At 68.1% G+C, this 17,149-nt stretch carries 11 protein-coding genes and 1 pseudogene; 6 read left to right on the top strand and 6 right to left on the bottom strand.

The genetic code is table 11. The annotated features are described in order from the left end of the window. A partial coding sequence (locus ACUXPL_RS11925; RefSeq protein WP_049158844.1) for an AAA family ATPase occupies positions 1 to 619 on the top strand: 619 nt, incomplete at its 5' end. A 173-nt stretch (positions 620 to 792) separates the two neighbouring features. Here the strand turns inward: ACUXPL_RS11925 and ACUXPL_RS11920 are convergent. Both ACUXPL_RS11920 and ACUXPL_RS11915 read right to left on the bottom strand, forming a co-directional pair. Next, a complete protein-coding gene (locus tag ACUXPL_RS11920; protein ID WP_036334971.1) occupies positions 793 to 1,464 on the bottom strand; it encodes a metal-dependent transcriptional regulator in 672 nt (223 codons plus the stop codon). Positions 1,465 to 1,489: 25 nt separating this feature from the next. Beyond that, positions 1,490 to 2,764 carry an Nramp family divalent metal transporter gene (locus ACUXPL_RS11915; protein WP_002857208.1) on the bottom strand — a complete coding sequence of 425 codons (1,275 nt, stop codon included), beginning with the start codon at positions 2,762 to 2,764 and terminating at the stop codon, positions 1,490 to 1,492. 190 nt (positions 2,765 to 2,954) lie between these two features. Here ACUXPL_RS11915 and ACUXPL_RS11910 point away from each other — a divergent pair, with 190 nt between their 5' ends. The 4 genes and pseudogenes from ACUXPL_RS11910 (at position 2,955) to ACUXPL_RS11895 (ending at position 6,959) form a co-directional block, all read left to right on the top strand. Next, on the top strand, positions 2,955 to 3,107 hold the full coding sequence (locus ACUXPL_RS11910) for a hypothetical protein (protein WP_002857209.1): 153 nt from the start codon (positions 2,955 to 2,957) through the stop codon (positions 3,105 to 3,107). Between the two features lie 46 nt (positions 3,108 to 3,153). After that, positions 3,154 to 4,046: pseudogene (locus tag ACUXPL_RS11905) on the top strand (IS5 family transposase); the annotation flags it as partial. An 864-nt stretch (positions 4,047 to 4,910) separates the two neighbouring features. After that, positions 4,911 to 5,297 (top strand): MerR family transcriptional regulator, encoded by a 387-nt coding sequence (locus tag ACUXPL_RS11900; RefSeq protein ID WP_087114788.1) that lies wholly within the window; start codon positions 4,911 to 4,913, stop codon positions 5,295 to 5,297. A gap of 114 nt (positions 5,298 to 5,411) precedes the next feature. Continuing rightward, positions 5,412 to 6,959 (top strand): SulP family inorganic anion transporter, encoded by a 1,548-nt coding sequence (locus ACUXPL_RS11895; protein WP_002857214.1) that lies wholly within the window; start codon positions 5,412 to 5,414, stop codon positions 6,957 to 6,959. A 466-nt stretch (positions 6,960 to 7,425) separates the two neighbouring features. Here the strand turns inward: ACUXPL_RS11895 and ACUXPL_RS11890 are convergent, their stop codons facing one another. The 4 genes from ACUXPL_RS11890 to mobF form a co-directional block, all read right to left on the bottom strand. Continuing rightward, a complete protein-coding gene (locus ACUXPL_RS11890) occupies positions 7,426 to 7,722 on the bottom strand; it encodes a hypothetical protein (protein WP_036334967.1) in 297 nt (98 codons plus the stop codon). Beyond that, positions 7,719 to 8,501 carry a ParA family protein gene (locus tag ACUXPL_RS11885; RefSeq protein WP_002857216.1) on the bottom strand — a complete coding sequence of 261 codons (783 nt, stop codon included), beginning with the start codon at positions 8,499 to 8,501 and terminating at the stop codon, positions 7,719 to 7,721. Before ACUXPL_RS11885 ends, ACUXPL_RS11890 begins: the two co-directional genes overlap by 4 nt. Positions 8,502 to 8,672: 171 nt before the next feature. Continuing rightward, entirely contained in the window at positions 8,673 to 9,185 is a 513-nt protein-coding gene (locus ACUXPL_RS11880; RefSeq protein WP_002857217.1) for a COG3415 family protein, read from the bottom strand. An 891-nt stretch (positions 9,186 to 10,076) separates the two neighbouring features. Next, the gene (gene mobF, locus ACUXPL_RS11875; RefSeq protein WP_080556415.1) at positions 10,077 to 13,823 is read right to left on the bottom strand and encodes a MobF family relaxase; all 3,747 of its coding nucleotides are present in this window, start codon (positions 13,821 to 13,823) and stop codon (positions 10,077 to 10,079) included. Positions 13,824 to 14,297: 474 nt separating this feature from the next. On the opposite strand from mobF, the gene ACUXPL_RS11870 reads away from it, so the two are divergent. Next, positions 14,298 to 17,117, top strand: a complete 2,820-nt coding sequence (locus tag ACUXPL_RS11870; protein WP_002857219.1) for a DNA methyltransferase — start codon at positions 14,298 to 14,300, stop codon at positions 17,115 to 17,117. The last annotated feature ends 32 nt before the right edge of the window (positions 17,118 to 17,149 follow it).

The following is a 17,149-nucleotide window of genomic DNA, read 5'->3' as shown; positions in this document are numbered from 1 at the left end:
CACCAAGATCTATGCCGCGGCCCACCGCGCCCGGACCGTCTTCTACACGCCCGAGGTCTCCGCGACGATGCGCGCCCTGCAAGAGGACCTCCGGCACGACATGATCCGCACCGAACGCTGCATCGAGGAACACCTCGTCCTCCACGGCGGCCACGTCGACCACGCGCACGGCCCCAACCCGTCACTGCTCGAGCTGATCATCATCGATGAGTCCGAACGCCTCACCGGCAACGCCATCGAGTGGCTCCGCGACCAGTACGACCGAACAGGCATCGCGATGATCCTGATCGGCATGCCCGGCATCGAGAAGCAGTTCACTCACTACCCACAGCTCTACAGCCGACTCGGGTTCGCCCACCAGTACCGCCCCCTCGGCCACGACGAGCTGCTGTTCGTCCTCGAACGTCAATGGCGCAAGCTCGGCAAGACCCTCGACCCCGACGACTTCACTGACGCGCAAGCCATCGCCGCCGTCGAACGCATCACCCGCGGCAACTTCCGTCTCCTCGAACGTCTCCTCCCACAGATTCAACGTGTCCTGAAGATCAACGAGCTCGACGTCATCACCAACGACGTCGTCGAAGCCGCCCGCAGCACCCTCGTCATCGGCACCACCTAACCCGACACGGAACGCAGCGAAAACCGCGACACAGAGCGAAGCTGCTCACACGAAAACGACCCACTCTGACGTGATCCTCTCGTGGGGGCCGGTGGTGTGTAAAGGGGTATACCCCCTTGGACAGCCTGCTTCTCGACGGGGCGGCACCGCTGCGCAATGAAGGTGGGGACGATTCATCCTCGAGTCGAGCTCGGCACCAGCCAGATGGCAGCCGCATCCGTCTCGATGAGTTCCACGGGCCCGACTGCGACCACGCGCAGTCGGAAGTGGCCGGCCTCGGCCACCTCGACGACACTGTCGGGAACGATTCCGGCCTGCTGGAAGCAGATCAGACGCTGCGGGTCGGCGTCGGAGATGCGTAGGACCCGGTAGAACCCCGGCTCGGCTGCATCCAGGCGGACCGCGTGGGCCGGCCGCTCCCGCTGCCCTGCGGGAGTGGGGATGGGGTCGCCGTGGGGATCGTGCGTGGGGTGGCCCAGCATCTGATCGATCCGCTCGATCAGCTCGTCGGAGGCGGCGTGCTCGAGTCGTTCGGCTTCCGCGTGGACCTCGTCCCAGGAGTAGCCTAGGCTCGCGGCGAGGAAGCTTTCCAGCAGCCGGTGCCGGCGGACCATCGCGATCGCGTGCTCGCATCCCTTCCCGGTGAGGGTCACGGGCTTGTAGGGCTGGTACTCGACCAGGCCCTGGGCTGCCAGGCGCTTGACCGTCTCGGTGACGTTGGGCGCGGTGGTGCCCATGCGTGCGGCCAGGCTCTTCGTGCTCAGCGGCGCGTCTCCCCACTCCGTGGCGGACCAGATCGCCTTGAGGTAGTCCTGGGCCACCGGAGTGATCTCGTCGAGGCTCATGGCCTGCACGATAGCGGGACCTCCTTCACCCCTGCCCGGTCAACGTCAGCCACAGCAGCACGGCGTTCAGGGCCACGATCAGAGCCACGACCACCCATGCCACCGTCTGCAGGGGCGTGGAGTTCGCGTGTCGGCCCATCACGGCCCGGGCACCGGTCAGTCGGACCAGGGGGATCATGGCAAAGGGGATGCCGATACTGAGCAGCACCTGGGAGAGGACGAGCGCCCAGGTGGGGTCCACCCCGGAGGCGATGACCAGCAGCGCGGGGATCAGCGTGAGCACCCGCCGCAGCATCTGAGGGATGCGCCAGCGCAGCAGCCCGCCCATGATCTCCGACCCCGCATAGGAGCCCACCGCGGTGGAGGCCAGCCCGGAGGCCAACAGGCCGACGCCGAAGAGCACGCCCACCGCCGGCCCCAGTGCGGTCGTGATCGCCGCGTGGGCGCCTTCGATGCTGTCCGTCCCGGAGACCCCGGAGAGATTGGCCGCCGCCAGCAGCAGCATCGCGATGTTCACCGACCCTGCCACCAGAAGCGACAGCCCCACATCCCACCGGGTGGCCCGCAGCAGCCTGCCAAGGGTGCCCGGATGAGCGTGGGCCCCCTGATGGCGGTCACGCGCCAGAGCTGAGTGCACATAGATCGCGTGGGGCATCACCGTGGCCCCCAACATGCCGGCCGCCAGGAGCACCGTCTGGGTTCCCTCGAACCGGGGGACCATGCCCGCCACGGCCTCACCCCAGGAGATGGGCCCGTAGAACAGTCCCGAGACGAACCCGAGGGTGATCACGGCCAGCAGGCCCATGACGACGAACTCGAAGGGCTGCTGCCCGCGCCGGGACTGCACACCCAACAGGATCATCGAGACCACCCCGACGATCACCCCGCCGGCCAGCAGGGGGATACCGAAGAGGATGTGCAGGGCAATGGCCCCTCCGATCACCTCGGCCAGATCCGTGGCGGCGGCCACGATCTCCGCCTGCACCCAGTACGCCAAACGCCGCCCGCGCGGCAACCGGTGCCCCAGCAGCTCCGGAAGCGAGCGGCCGGTGACGAGCCCGAGCTTCGCCGAGAGGTACTGCACGAGCATGGCCATCAGGTTCGCTGCGACCAGCACCCAGACCAGCAGGTACCCGTACTGGGCCCCCGCCGTCAGGTTCGCAGCCACATTGCCGGGGTCCACATAGGCCACCGCCGCCACGAAGGCCGGCCCCAGCAGCCGCATTCCCCGACGACCGGGGCGATCCACCCTCTCCACGGCGACCTTGCCATCCGCCGGCCGATCCACACCGGCGGTCATCCGAGGCTCCAATGGCGATGCATGCATGAGATTTAACATACCTGAACTCTGAGGAGACAGGTGGTCTGACCACACCCCGGCACCCCGGCAGTCTCAGATGCACCGACGGCCGTAGCCGAACACTCCTGCTTTCACGAACCTAATCGTGTGCACCTGAATTCTTTTGTGTGCCCTAACTGGAGTACCCCTCATGGAAATCTCCCGCCGTTCAGTAGCCACCGGCCTCGCCTGGGCCGTGCCGGCCGTGGCCGCATCGACGGCCGCGCCCGCCATGGCCGCCTCCTCCTGCGCGGGGTACACCGCAGGCAAGCCCCTCCCAGCCTCGGCGTTCACCCTGACCTAGGGCGTGTCTGAGAATAGATGCACGAGTCAGCTGAGACCCTGGGGACATGTCCCGGTTCCAGATGCTCTCCGACGCCCAATGGGAGTTGATCGCCCCGATGCTCCCGACCCGGACCGGCCGCGCCGGCAGGCCGTTCGCCGACGCCCGCACCATGGTGGAGGCGATCATCTACCGGTACCGGTGCGGAATCGCTTGGAGGGATCTGCCCGAGGTCTACGGGCCCTGGCAGACCGTGTGGACCTGGCATCGGCGCTTGGCCGAAAAAGGCACATGGGACACAGTGCTGGCCACGCTGACCGCCGCCGCTGACGCCGAAGGCCTGATCGATTGGTCGGTCTCGGTGGACTCCACGATCGCCCGCGCCCACCAGCACGCGACGAACATCACCCGCCACACAGGGGGATGGATCGAACTACAAGAATCCGCGTGAGGAGCCGGCCGATCACGGCATCGGGCGCTCCCGTGGCGGGCTGAGCACGAAGATCCATCAGCTCGTCGATGGGACCGGGCTGCCGCTGGTCAGCCTGATCACCCCCGGCCAGGTGAGGGGACTCCCCGATGCTGCTTCCTCTTCTGGAGCAGCTGCGCGTGACCCGGCCAGTAGGGCGGCCCCGGACCCGCCCCGAGGCCGTGCTGGGCGATAAGGCGTACTCCTCCCGGGCGATCCGCACCCACCTACGTGCCCGTGGGATCAAAGCGGTCATCCCCGAACCGGCCGACCAGCAGGGCCACCGCAGACGGCGCGGTGCCCGCGGCGGGCGCCCCGTCAGCCTCGACGCGGACGCCTACAAGGGCCGCAACGTCATCGAGCGTCAGTACGCTCACCTGAAGCAGTGGCGGGGTCTGGCGACCCGGTATGACAAGTACGCGATCATCTACAGGGCCGCTGTGGTCCTGAATGCTGTGCTCGCATGGTCAAAACGATTGTCAGACATGCCCTACCTGCGCATCACCAACGAGACGCTCGGCAGGCTGTCCAACAAGCAGGTGGCCCTCGATTTCGACTTCCGCCTCAGCGACGAGGCCGCGGCCTGCGGGGTGCGCACCGGATCCGTCTCCTCCACCAGCAACGGCGGCACCTCCCGGATCGCCTTGAACAACGGGAAGACCTACAACGCGACCAACGGCCTCGCCGTCCCGGCCAACGGATCCGTAGGACGCACCGACGGTACCTGCCGGCTCGGCCTGGACCGCACTGAGGCCTGCGGCACCACGGGGCAGTCCCCCTACAGCGTCGCCGGGTCCACGGGCGCCAGCTCGACCGCCGTCACGGCCATCTCCCTCTACCGGTCCATCACGGTCTCCGGCTACGGCACCACCGTCGTCTACCTCAACGCCACGGGTGTGGGCACCAACCTGTCCGTGAGCGCCGCACCGCTGATCTGACCCCCGCACGACGGACCGCCATGCCGCCTCTGAAGGATCAGGACCTCGCCCTCACACCAGGACAACGCCCCCACCATCCCCTGAGGGACAGGGGGTCGCTTCTGGCATACCCGAGTGGACGCATCATCCCCAGGCGAAGGGGAGCCAGACGCTCAGGCGGGCGGGTGGCTTTGCGCACGGTGAGCGGGCACCACCTTCGGCATTCGGCAGCCTCCCTGGCCGTGCCGGCTTCCTCTGCTCGAACGCGGACCGCCCATGGGACACGCGAAGGAAGCCGGTGCCTCCTGCCCGCACCCCTGGAGAGGATGGTCCCTGCCTGTGCCACCCCAGTAGGCTCAGGTGGTCGTATTCATCCAGTTCAGCAAGAGCTTCATGCTGCGCTCAACCACATCCACGAACCAGCCAAAGGGGATACCCATGGTTGCCGACTCCGAGGCGGCAATGCCCGGCCACGCCATGAAGATCGGCGAGGTGGCCGGGCGCACCGGCCTGTCCCTGCGTTCCATCCGCCACTACGACGACGTCGGCCTCGTTCCGCCATCCGCGCGCAGCGAGGGCGGATTCCGGCTCTACACCGAGGACGACGTGACCCGCCTGCTGCGCGTCATGCGCATCACCCCGCTCGGCTTCAGTCTCGAGGAGACCGCCCTCCTGCTCGAGGTTCTCGAGGGGCCGGCCGCCGAGGCGCCGCGGGAGGACATCGCGGCGTACCTGGAGCGGGCGCGGAAGGGGCGGGCCACACTCGCCCGGAAGCTGCGCCAGGCGGACGAGCTGCTGGCCGAGCTCGAGGCGCTCGGGGACTGACCCACCCGCCCCGGTCCGCTAGCCAGCGCACGCACTCGGCACCCGCGGTGATCTCCGCCATGCATCCGACAATCCGCGCCAAACCTACCCTCACGTAAGAGTAGGGTTCCTCTCATGACACCTGCCTCCACTGCCTCCGCCCGCGTGGCGGCCCCGCCAAACTCGCGCGAACCCTCGCCCGAGCAGCTGCAGTCCGTCCGCCTGACCCTCCGCTCACCCGGCCGCCTCAAGACCGAGGTCCTCGCCGGCCTCGTCGTCGCGCTGGCCCTGATCCCCGAGGCCATCGCCTTCGCGCTCATCGCGGGTGTCGACCCGCAGGTGGGCCTGTTCGCCGCGGCCACCATGGCCATGACCATCGCGTTCGTGGGCGGACGGCCGGCCATGGTCTCGGCGGCCACGGCCGCGACGGCCCTCGTCGTCGCGCCCTTGGTGGCCTCCCATGGACTCGACCACTTGATCGCCGCGGTGATCCTGGCCGGAGGGTTGCAGGTGGTCCTGGGGCTGCTCGGCGTCGCGAAGCTCATGCGGTTCGTCCCGCGCTCGGTGATGGTGGGTTTCGTCAATGCCCTGGCCATCCTGATCTTCACCTCGCAGCTGCCGGACCTGATGGGCGTGCCGTGGCTGGTGTACCCGCTGACCGCCCTCGGCCTTGCGATCATCCTGCTGCTGCCGCGCGTCACCACGGCCGTCCCGGCCCCGCTCGTAGCGATCGTCGTCGTCACCGTGATCGTGCTGCTGGCCGGCGCGGACGTGCCCACGGTGGGGGACAAGGGCCGTCTGCCGGACTCTCTGCCCGCCCTGCTGGTGCCGGATGTGCCGTTCACGCTGGAGACGCTGCAGCTGCTGTTCCCATACGCGCTCGGCATGGCCGTCGTCGGCCTGCTCGAGTCCCTCATGACCGCCAAGCTCGTGGACGACATCACAGACACCCACTCCTCCAAGACCCGCGAGTCCTGGGGCCAGGGCGTCGCGAACGTGGTCTCGGGGCTGTTCGGGGGCATGGGCGGCTGTGCCATGGTCGGCCAGACCATGATCAACGTGAAGGCCTCCGGGGCCCGCACCCGGATCTCCACCTTCATGGCGGGCGTGTTCGTGCTGATCCTGTCCGTCACGCTGGGTGACGTGGTGGCGCTTGTGCCCATGGCCGCGCTCGTGGCCGTGATGATCTTCGTGTCCCTGGCCACCTTCGACTGGCACTCGATCCGGCCGTCCACGCTGGCCTTCATGCCCAAGTCCGAAACCGCCGTGATGCTCGTGACCGTGGCGGCCACCGTCCTCACCCACAACCTCGCGATCGGCGTGGGCCTGGGCGTGCTCGCGGCCATGGTCATGTTCGCCCAGCGGGTCTCGCACTTGGCCACCGTCACCCGCACCCTCGAGGGGCAGGGGCGCGACGCCGTCGCGCGCTACCGCGTGCAGGGCGAGCTGTTCTTCGCCTCCTCCAACGACCTCTACACGCAGTTCGACTACGCGGGCGACCCCGCGCGCGTGGTGATCGACTTCAGCCAGGCGCACCTGTGGGACGCCTCCACGATCGCGGCGCTGGACGCCGTCGAGGAGAAGTACCGGCGGCACGGGGCGACGGTGGAGATCACCGGTCTCAACGTGGCCAGCCGGGCGATGCGCGCTCGGATGTCCGGCCGCCTCGGCGGGGGCCACTGAGACAGGGTTCGCGCACCCCTGACCCTGCTCGATGCCTCGGGGTCAGGGGTGCCCATGAATCACGGGCACTGAACAGCACCGGGCCTGCCTCCATTTGACCCCCGCCCACACGCCCAGTCAGGACCGCTGGCGCAATGGCACCGGCGTCTGCTGAGGATCGCGCGTGGTTGTCGCCGCCTCGGCGCGTGTGAGACGAGGGCGGCAGATTCGGTCGTTTATGGCGTGGCTCCCAGACGCCTCCGGCAGTCTCCACAACTCGCCTGCCAGACGGCCGAAGACTGGCCCCAGTCAGTTCGCCACAACACCGGCCCCAGCAGGGTTTGTGGCAGACGCCTTTCAGCCTGCCCACGTTGCGCAGGGAACACGAGGCCGGCACCCAGGACGCACAGGGGTCCTCAGCCCTGGAGGGGCAGGTATCTCTGATGGCCTGAAGGATCAGCTCAGACCCCTCGACCTGGCGCACCGGTCAGTGCATCAGGTGCGCGCGGACCAGAGCCTCGATGACCGCTGCCTGGCTGGGCGTTGCCGGGTTCATGGCCGCTTCTCGACGCACCGCGTCGCGGATCGCTTCGGGCACCCGCACGTTCAGCGCCACGGTCGGTGCCCCACGCCGGGCTAGGGGCACATACCCGCCGGCCGGGTCCGAGGCTGTTGCCGGCTCTGCGGGGATCACCGCTCCGGGAGCCGGGGTCTGGGGGGCCGGGCTGGGCTTGCGGCGCTGTGCTCGCAGGCTCAGGTCGGGTTCGGACTGCTTCTCGTTCATGCGGTGATCCTTTCGAAGATGAGGCCGGCCAGGTCGGCGTAGGCGGTGGCGACGGGTTCGCCCTTCTCGTAGCGGCCCAGCCAGTCGCAGGCCAGACGTGCCTTGGGGACGATGGAGCGGGCCGGCACCAGGGGGGTGAGCAGCAGCCCGGTCTCGCGCAGCTCCTCGACGGCGACGGTCTGGTCCTTGGGGGTGATGTGGTCTCGGTAGTCCGAGACGACGATGCCCACCTCGGTGAGCCGGTCTGCAGCTCCCAGCAGGGCCATGGACTGTTTGAACGCGGCCACGCTCTGGCGGGCCCCGTGCACCCCGTCGCAACCGTCCGAGGTGGGGCGGGCGGCGTAGATCACCCCGTCTGAGGCGGTGAACGCGTTCTGGGTCAGCGGCCCGCCCTGACGGTTGGGACAGTCGATGACCACCAGATCAGCCTGCAGACCGGACAAGGCCATGCGCAGACGCAGATGGGCGTGGTCCGCGCGGTCGGCTTCCTGGTGAGACAAGGACCGGTCAGAGGGGACCACGCGAAGGTTCTCGTGCCAGCCGGAGGGCACGGCAAGATCCTGGATCCAGCCGGTGGGGTCGGGGTTGCCAATCACCGCGCCGATATGCAGGCCAGGCTCGGTAGGTTCCACGTCCACCCATTTCGTGGCAGCCGCACGAGGATCCAGATCGATCAAGACCACCTGTCGGCCCTGCTCAGCCCAGGACATGGCCAGGGAAACGGCCGTCGTCGTCTTGGCGACACCGCCGGCCTCGGAGTAGACCATCAAGGTATGCATGCACGCATGCTTTCATGCTTGCTTACTAGTAAGCAAGCATGAAAGCGTGCTGACTTGCTAGCGCGCAAGTTAGATAGCTAGCTTGCTAGCAAGTTTTTCTTGGTGCCCACTCGCACTAACCAAGAGTGGAAAGAGTCCTCACGGAACTACCGAAGCCTTCAGAGCCGCCCATTAGGTGCACTGACCGGGGAAGTTGATCGACCCGATCGAGTTCAGCTGGTCGTCTGCGTGCAGAAGGTCGTAGAGGTCCGCGTAGTCGGCGTCGGAGAGCTTGCCGCTCCAGTTCGCTGCTGCGACCTCCCCGAACTCACCGGGCCGGGTCACGGTGTAGGCCGGGTCATCGGTGGGTGCGGGGTCGATGTAGGGGTAACTGGCGAGGTAGGAGAGCACTTCGTCACGGGGCAGAAGGCCCGCCGCGTAGAGGTCGATGACTTCGGCCGGCCACAGCGGATGCGTAGCGGGCCTATCGGCCAGGCTCGTGCGGGCACGGGCGAGGTATTCGCTGATGCTCGACTGGGCTCGGCCGAGCGCACCGGCAAGCTGCTGCTGGGTCACTCCCGCCTCGGCGGCCTTGACGAGCTGCACCCGACGCAGCACGGCAAGGGCGACGGTGGTGCCCTGGAGCTGTGCAAGCTGCTGGGTGGCCTCGTCAGGAGTGCTCGGGGGGATCAGGGTCAGGGTCATGGGGCACCTCTTTCGTCCACTCACAGAATATCGGGTACCCGATAAAGAGGGAGGGGTGCACACCGAACCGCGCCTGGACCTTAATGAGGACTCTGGCGTAGCCGATCACATCCTGGCGGGGTAGCTACTGACTGGTCATGTCCGGCTCCTGTCCTGGGGGCTCTGCGGGCCGTTCGGGCTTGTTGTGCTCGGATTCTGCCTGGTCGGGGCTACGAGCCGGGGAGAGGGCTCGGGGACTGGTGGAACACCCTGCCCGGACCTGCCAGCCTGTAGGAGCGGGGGGAGCGGCGCGGCGTGCCTCCGGTCCCCTGATAGGCCCAAAAGGGCGGATCGTGGTGGGGACTAGAGGCTCCGGTGACGCTGGGGTGATGGTTCAGCCCGCAGTGTGCGTATGGGTATGCGTATGCATTGGAGGCGCGCGGCATTACTCGCGTGCAGTGGCGGCGTGTGCTGATGGCTCTTGGCCCGGGTCAGGTCTCATGGCGGGCGGCACGTTCGGCCCCAGGTTCGGCACTCCTTCGCCCCACGTCCTCACGGATCGTGGGAGCACCTGGCGGCACATCAGCTCGTAGAAGGACAGCCCCTCTGACGGGCGAATACGGCGGGTGAGGCCGCGTGCTTCTCGTTGGTGACGCGGGAGTGAGCACAATCGCCGCGTGGAGCCGTGCGCGAAAGTTGGCGGTGCGCTAAGCTCGGGTATGAAGTTGTTTGGACTTTGTCAGTATGCCCCACGTCTTGGCGGTCGTGGGGCATTCTGCTGTCTAAGGGCATGTCGTGGGGTCTTCGCTCACGTGGGGCTGCCTCTCCCTGCCTGGCTGGAAGGCACCCCGGCTCTTCCCATGGCAACCGGAGGCAGGGCGGCCTACGCCCGGCCGGAGGGCGGCAGATTCCTCAGCGTTCCAGCCCCGTGTCTCGCTCACGCTGGGGGACCAGATGGGCTGCCCCAGCCGGCCCCGGTGCCCGGGTGGGGGCCTTGACCTGACCCCACAGGGACGCATTCACTTCCGGGGTCTCCTGGGCGAACCAGTCCCGCCGGCGCTGCAGCTGCTCGGCCTGCTTCTGGTACTCCTCGGCGCGGGCGGCCGTGTCCGCGGTCGCGGTGACCGGTTGACGCTCCAGGTGCCGCCACACGGACACCGGCTCGGTGTGCACCTGCACCCCCAACCCTCCAGGAGGACGCTGTGGGGCCGGCAGCTGCGTGACGAAGTCCTCTGCCAGGCCCTGGTACTGGGCGAAGACTTCTTCCCTGGTCTGGGTCAGGCGTTCCAACTCCACGGTGGCTTCCGGGGGGAGAGTGGCCCTGGTCCTCCACTGATGCTCAAACAGCGCGGCTCGGGCCCGCTCCAGCTCAGCCCGTGCTGAGCGGCGCTGGAAGAACCCTGCGCTCTGCGCCCGGGTCTTGGCTTGCTCCATTTCGGCTCGCAGCTGCCGGGTCTGGGCCTGGTGCTGCTCGTGCATCTGCTGGTGTGCCTCGTGCACCTGCTGCCGGGCTTGGGTCAAGCGCTCATCCAGCACGTCCAGGGTGTCAGCGAGCTCGCAGGCTTGCGGGTGCGCGGCCACCCAGGCGCCCACCTGTTCACGATGCGTGTTCCACGGGGTCAACGCCGCGGCCACCCGTTCGGCCTTGCGCAACTGCATCCCCAGCCCCATCAACGTCTGATCACGTTGGCCCTTCGGTGCCGGGAACGTCGTGGCCGCAGGCCACACCTGCACCTGCGCCCCAGCCTTGAGCGTGCCCGTGCGCACACCAGATCCCGGATCCTGGGACGGGCGCATCGTCACCTTCTGCCCGTGGACGGCGACCACGGTCAACAGCTGCCCACCGTCCTGGATCTGGTCCCCCGGGCGCAACTGCGCAGCACTCTTGAGCACCGGCTGCACCGGGGCCTGCCGGCCGGGCAGGTTCATGCCCTCCAGCTGCGCGGCCAGGGCTTGGCGGGCTGCGTCCAGGCCGTGATCGGCCCCGTCCCGACCCATCGCCGCCACATACTGCGCCCGAGCCTCCGCCAGGTCCTCGGCCACGAAGTGCGCCACATTGGACTCCCGGCCACGGGTGAGCCCGACGTAGAGGCCGGCAGCGTCGGTGTGCTCGTCAACCAATGTGTGCGCCTGGCCCACGGTGGCCCCCTGGGCCCCGTGCGCGGTGAGCGCCCACCCCAGATGCGCGTGCTCGGTCAGGTACTCGTTGGGCACGTGCAGGGTGCGGTGCCCACCGTCAGGGTCCTGGATCTTCGTGTGCGTGGGGCCGATCTTCCGGATGGTCCACACCTGCCGGTTCAGCACCCCCAGCAGGGCGTCGTTGCGGCGGGTCATGATCCGAGCGCCCTCACTCATGGGCAGACCATCCATGCCCACCAGGAGGCCAGAACCGGCCTCGGGGCCGGTGCTGGTGTGGTGCTGCTGGATGGCCGTGTTGATCTGCTGGGCGTTCTCGTTCGTCGCCGCGCAGATCAACGGGGGCGCACCCTCACGAGCACCGTGTACCCACGCCTTCGCCAGGGCCTGATTTGCCTCCTCCTGACTGGCGTGGACCTGCACCAGACCCATCTCCACCAACAGGTCGAACTGCTCACCCGGGGCCTGCCGGGCACGCATCGCCAAGGACAGCGACGCGTAGACCGGGTTGAGGAACCGGTGCACGGTGTCCAGGTCCACGGACGCCTCCGTGGCGTGCTCGGCCATCTGCAGCACCCCGCCACGGCCCACCGCGCCCAGCTGCTGGTAGTCACCGGTGAGCACGGCCCGCGCCCCCGTCTCGTGCAGCACCGTGAACAGGCGGGCGGCCACGTCCTGGGAGAGCATCCCGGTCTCATCCACCACCACCTGCACGCCCGGGCCCAGCCGGCGCCCCTCGGGCACACCCTGGTAGTCGCCCTCACCCGGGTTAAGGCGCTGCCACCGGGTCACCCCCGTGGCCTTGTCGGTCTCCCACCGGTACCCATAAGCCCGCAACAGCGCATGCACGGTGCTGGCACTGGATCCGGTCTCGGCGGCGGCCACCTCAGCGGCCTTCGCCGTAGGGGTCACTATCACCTGCTCCACACCCTTGACCGCCCCCACATGCTTGGCGGCCTTCAACAAGGTGGTCTTGCCCGACCCTGCCGCCCCGGTGACCACCACCAACTGGTGCGTGCCCGAGATCGCCGCCAACGCATCCCGATGCCCGACCCCCTCAGGCAGAGACACAGGCTGACCATCTGGGTCCGTGGAGGTGGACTCAGCGAAGATGCGCTCCAGCAACCCCTGGTCCATGTCCTGGTGCGCCCCCAGCTCGTAGGTTCGGCCGGCCACGGCCACCTGCTCGGTGACCGGCTCCAACGCCTTGGCCAGCAGCAGCCCCTGCAGGGTGCGCTCGGCCTCGATGACCTGGTCCGTGGTGAGCACCTTCAGATGGTGCGGAGCCGTCCACGGGTCCACGTCCGGGGCGATCGACGTGCACCGGCCCGCCACGAGCGCCTCGGTGGCCTCCCGCACCAGCTCCCCCACCGGGCGCGGGTAATCCGTCACACCGGTCCGGCTGAACTCCGCCGAGACTGCCGCCGACACATCCGCCACCGACCACGCCGACCGCGACGTCTCCAGCTGCTCCACCGCGGCCCGGATCAGGGCCGACTTGTCCACCTGCGACCAGGACACCACCGCACGCTCACGCGGCCCTGAAGGCATCACGAACCCGGTCGCGGCGATCTCGGCCCGCCACTTGTCCTCATCCGGCAGCTCGCCGGGGACCTTCTCCCGACGGGTCTGCGCCCACGCCAGATGATCCAGCCCCTCCAGAATCTGCTCCCCCGGCGTCTGCCCCGGATGCTCGGCCTCCCACTGCGCGACCAGCTGCGCCCGACGCTCCGCGATCTGTCCGGCCCGCTTGCTCATCACCTCCGCCGCCTCGGCCAGCTCGACCACGGCCCCGGTGGCCGGGTCGAAGCTCAACCCGGCCTGCGCCAGAGCGTCCTGCAACCCGGCATGTGAGGCCAACACCGCCTCCCCCAACCGGTTCATCGCCGCGTTGTGCTTGACGAACTCCGCGGTGTCCAACGCACGCCACGCCCCGGCAGCCCACACCCGGTTCAGGAACTGCAGATGCAGGTGCCGGTGCGGGTCCCCCTCCCGCGACGTCCGGTGCGCCACCGTCACCGCCTCGAGCTTCTCCACGGGCACCCACACCTGCCCGCCACGCGGGCCGACCCGGGTGTGCATCTCGGAGGCGGCGTAGGCCATCAGCTCGTGCGCCATCTGCTCTAACGCCGCGTCCAACTGCTGCGCGATCCGCAGGTCCAGCACGGCCGCCACCGAGAGGGTCTTGTCCACGTTGATGACCTTGTCCAAGAACAGCACCGAGTTCTCCCGACGCGACCCCCGCACCTCCCCCGTGGACGGGTCCACCCACTCCACCCACCCCTGGTAAGCCTCAGCGTTCAACGTGCCCGAATCGACCATCTCGCCGGCCCCATCGAACACGAACCGCGACGCCGTCAGCTCGCCCTTCTCCAGGTAGTAGTCATCAGCCGTCGCTGTCCGGTCAGTGGCCAGATAAGCGCGTGCGGCAGCACCAGAGGAACCCCGGAAGAACACCGCACCACCACGCACCTGACCACCTCCGTACCTGACCAGAGTCCCTACGAACGACGTTCGTAGCATATGTGCCTTGATTCTCTTGATTCTTGGGGTTGATCTTACCGTGGTCGTTCTCGGGGTGCCCACGCGCTCGGCGCGTGGGCACCCCGAGAGTCTGCGGGCGTCGTATCGGCGGGGTGGGTGTGACGCGTGAACATGGGGGCTGATGTCCTCGCTGCGCTCGGTTGCTTAGGGGAGGGTGTGCACCTCGCTGAGGTGGTCAGGGCCTTGGCTGAACGGGTGCCGTAGGGCACCTGCCCAGCGGGGCCGGGGGTGTGCTCACCATGGATCCGTCGGCGTGGAAAGGTGAGGGACCCATGGTGAGTGAGGCAGGGGCAGAAGAGTCGCGCCGCTGGGCTGTAGAGCAGGTGGAGGGCGACAGACCCCTTGCGATCGTTCGATGTACTCAGCCAGCAGGTCCAGACGGACAATGACCCACTCGGGAGTGGAGTAAGAATCTCGAGCGGGCGTTCATGGCACCCCCGGTATCTTGCTCCTGTGGAGCAACTTGCAGATCGCGGCGTCATCCGCGCAGCCCTGGACGACTTCGGACATGCCTGGGGTCAGCGCATCGACCGCTGGCGGACCGATGGACAAACCCACACGGAGAAGTCCTTCGCCCAGCAGTTCTGGTCCGACCTGCTGCGCGCTTTCGGGGTGATCCCCGAGCGCATCGACCTGTTCGAGCGCGGGGCCGCGCGCGCCTCCACCGGTGGGGCCGGCTACATCGACTTCTTCTGGTCCGGCGTCGCCCTGGGCGAGGCCAAGTCCCTGGACGCCGACCTCGATGTCGCCCACGCCCAGGCGTTGGACTACCTGGCCGGCGGGTCCATCGGTCAGCACGAGTGGCCCAAGTACGTGCTCGTCACCGACTTCGCCCGCATCCGTGTCGAACGTCTGGGCGAGGCCGGCTGGGTGTCCGAGTTCGCGGTGCAGGACGCCGCCGATCACGTGGACGAGCTGATGTTCCTGGCTGGCCGGGACACCGTGACCAAGGCCGAGGAACAAGAGGCCTCCATCGCGGCCGCGCAGCTGATGGCCTCCATGTTCACCGCCCTCGTCGGGGACGAGGTGGACGTACCCGTGGGCGAGGAGGCCCCCGAGGACGCCGAAGAGGAGGAGTTCGCCACCCAGCAGGCCTCGATCCTGCTCACCCGGCTGCTGTTCCTGCTCTACGGAGACGACGCCGGCCTGTGGGAGGCCGACCTGTTCCAGCGTTGGGTGGAGTGGGACACCACCGCCGACAACCTCGGCCCCCAGCTCGACGCGCTCTTCCGCGTGCTCAACACCCCCGAGAACCGGCGCCGCGGCGTGCCGGACTCCCTGGCCCGCTTCCCCTACGTCAACGGCGGCATCTTCGACGGCACCTCCACCGCCGGGTTCCTCACCAACAACTTCCGGGACGCGCTCGTGGCCGCCTGCCGGTTCCGGTGGACCCAGATCTCCCCGGCCGTATTCGGCTCCATGTTCCAACTGGTCAAGTCCAAGCAGGCCCGCCGCGGGGACGGAGAGCACTACACCTCCGAGGAGAACATCCTCAAGACCATCGGCCCGCTCTTCCTGGACGAGTACCGCGCCCGAGCGGACCGACTCATCCAGAACAAGACCACCACCCGGCGTGAGGTGATCGGGCTGATCGAGGAGATGGCCGCCAACATCTACGTCGACCCGGCCTGCGGAGCCGGCAACTTCTTGAACCTGGCCTACGCCAAGCTGCGCGAGATCGAGACGGACCTGCTGGCCGACCAGCGCCGCCGCACCGGGTCCCAGGACCTGTCCCTAGACGTGAGCTTGGACCAGCGGATCCACATCGACCGGTTCTACGGAATCGAGATCAACTGGTGGCCGGCCAAGATCGCCGAGACCGCCATGTTCCTCGTGGACCACCAGGCCAACCGGCAGCTGGCCGCCGCGCTCGGCCAGGCCCCGGTACGCCTGCCGATCAAGATCACCGCCACGATCTACCAACACGACGCGCTCACCCTCGACTGGTCTCAGGCCCTCCCCGCCCCGGCCGGGCGCACGTTCGTGTTCGGCAACCCCCCGTTCCTAGGTGACCACACCCGCACGGCTGCCCAGCTGGCGCTAATGCAGGCGGCCTGGGGAGAAGGCAAGCAGCTCTCCCGCCTGGACTTCGTGACCTCCTGGCACGCACTGACCCTGCGCCTGCTGGCTGAGCGGGATGGGGAGTGGGCGTTCGTGACCACAAACTCGATCGTTCAGGGGGACCAGCCAGCCCGCTTGTTCGCCCCGATCTTCGCCGCCGGCTGGCGGATCAAGTTCGCCCACCGCACCTTCGCGTGGGACTCTCAAGCCCCCGGCAAGGCCGCGGTGCACTGCGTGATCATCGGCTTCACCCGCGACCCCAATGCCAAGGCGCGCCTGTTCAAGTACGAGCATGCACGCGGTGAAGCCCGCGAGGTGCCCGGGGTGAAGACGATCAACGCCTACCTGGTGGACGGACCCAACGTCCTCGTGGACAAGCGAAGCACCCCCCTCGCCCCCGACCTTCCGGAGGTCACCTACGGATCCAAGCCTGCCGATGCCGGCAACCTCATCGTCACCGCAGAGCAGTACCAGGCCGTGATGGCCGATCCCGTGATGGCCCCCTACGTGCGCCCTTACGTCGGCGCGGTCGAGTTGATCCGCGGCCAGCAACGCTGGTGCCTCTGGCTGACCGATATGGACCCGGATGCGCCCTCCCACTCCCCCGAGCTCAAGCGCCGCCTCGAGGGTGTCGCCGCCGAACGGGCCAAGTCCAAGGCCGCCTCCACCCGGGACTGGGCGCGCTTCCCCCACCTGTTCCGCCAGCGCGGCCTCGTCTCCGATGTGCCCTTCGTCGGGATCCCAGAAGTCAGCAGTGAGGGGCGCGCCTACCTGCCCGTGGCCCACTTCGAGCCCGACGTCATCATCTCCAACAAGGTCTACGGTGCCGTGGACCCCGACGGCATCGTCTTCGCCGTGGCCTCCTCCTCGATGTTCATCACCTGGATGAAGACCGTCGGCGGACGTATGAAGTCCGACCTGTCCTTCTCCAGCACGATTACCTGGAACGGTTTCCCCCTGCCTGCTCTGACCAACAAGGACCGGGCCTCTCTGGCCAAGGCCGGCCAGAACGTCCTCGAAGCCCGGGCTCTCCACCCCGAGCGATCCCTGGCTCAGCACTACGCACCTCTGAGCATGGACCCGGTCCTGGTGAGGGCCCACGACGGGTTGGACACGGTGATGGACAAGATCATGGGAGCACCCCGCCGGTGCCGTACCGAGCTAGAACGTCAGGAGCTGCTCTTCACCCGATATGCGGAGCTGACCTCGTAGCAACGCCCTATACGGCGGATGGAATAGAAGCA

The organism is Micrococcus sp. 140720015-1, from assembly GCF_053627595.1.
The sequence above is the reverse complement of the archived record's forward strand: the minus strand, read 5'-3'. Positions and strand labels throughout refer to the sequence as shown.